This window comes from Tritonibacter sp. SIMBA_163 (assembly GCF_046535935.1).
Classification (GTDB): Bacteria; Pseudomonadota; Alphaproteobacteria; order Rhodobacterales; family Rhodobacteraceae; genus Epibacterium; species Epibacterium scottomollicae.
Genome location: NZ_JAWJBP010001226.1, coordinates 1 through 239, shown reverse-complemented (window position 1 = coordinate 239; position 239 = coordinate 1). Strand labels below are relative to the sequence as shown.

Annotated in this window: 1 protein-coding gene; it reads right to left on the bottom strand. The window is 62.8% G+C overall.

Annotated features, from left to right (window positions below):
• The coding region (locus R0J92_RS26215; protein ID WP_411053844.1) for an ATP-binding cassette domain-containing protein at positions 1-224 on the bottom strand (224 nt) is incomplete at its 3' end.
• Between the last annotated feature and the right edge of the window lie 15 nt (positions 225-239).

Sequence of the window (239 nt, the reverse complement as noted above, 5' to 3'; positions counted from 1 at the left end):
TGCGCGGGCGCGATATCGTTCATCACCGCGCCGTCGATCTCCAGCGTGCCGCCGGTGATCCGCTCCAGCCCCGCGATCATACGCAACAGCGTGGACTTGCCGCAGCCCGAGGGCCCCACAAAGACGATCAACGCGCCCTGTTTGATGTCGAGGTCGATGTCGTTCAGCACTTTGACCGCGCCGGCATAGGTCTTTTCCACTCCGGTCAGTTTCAGGTTCGCCATGGTGTCCTCCTCCCA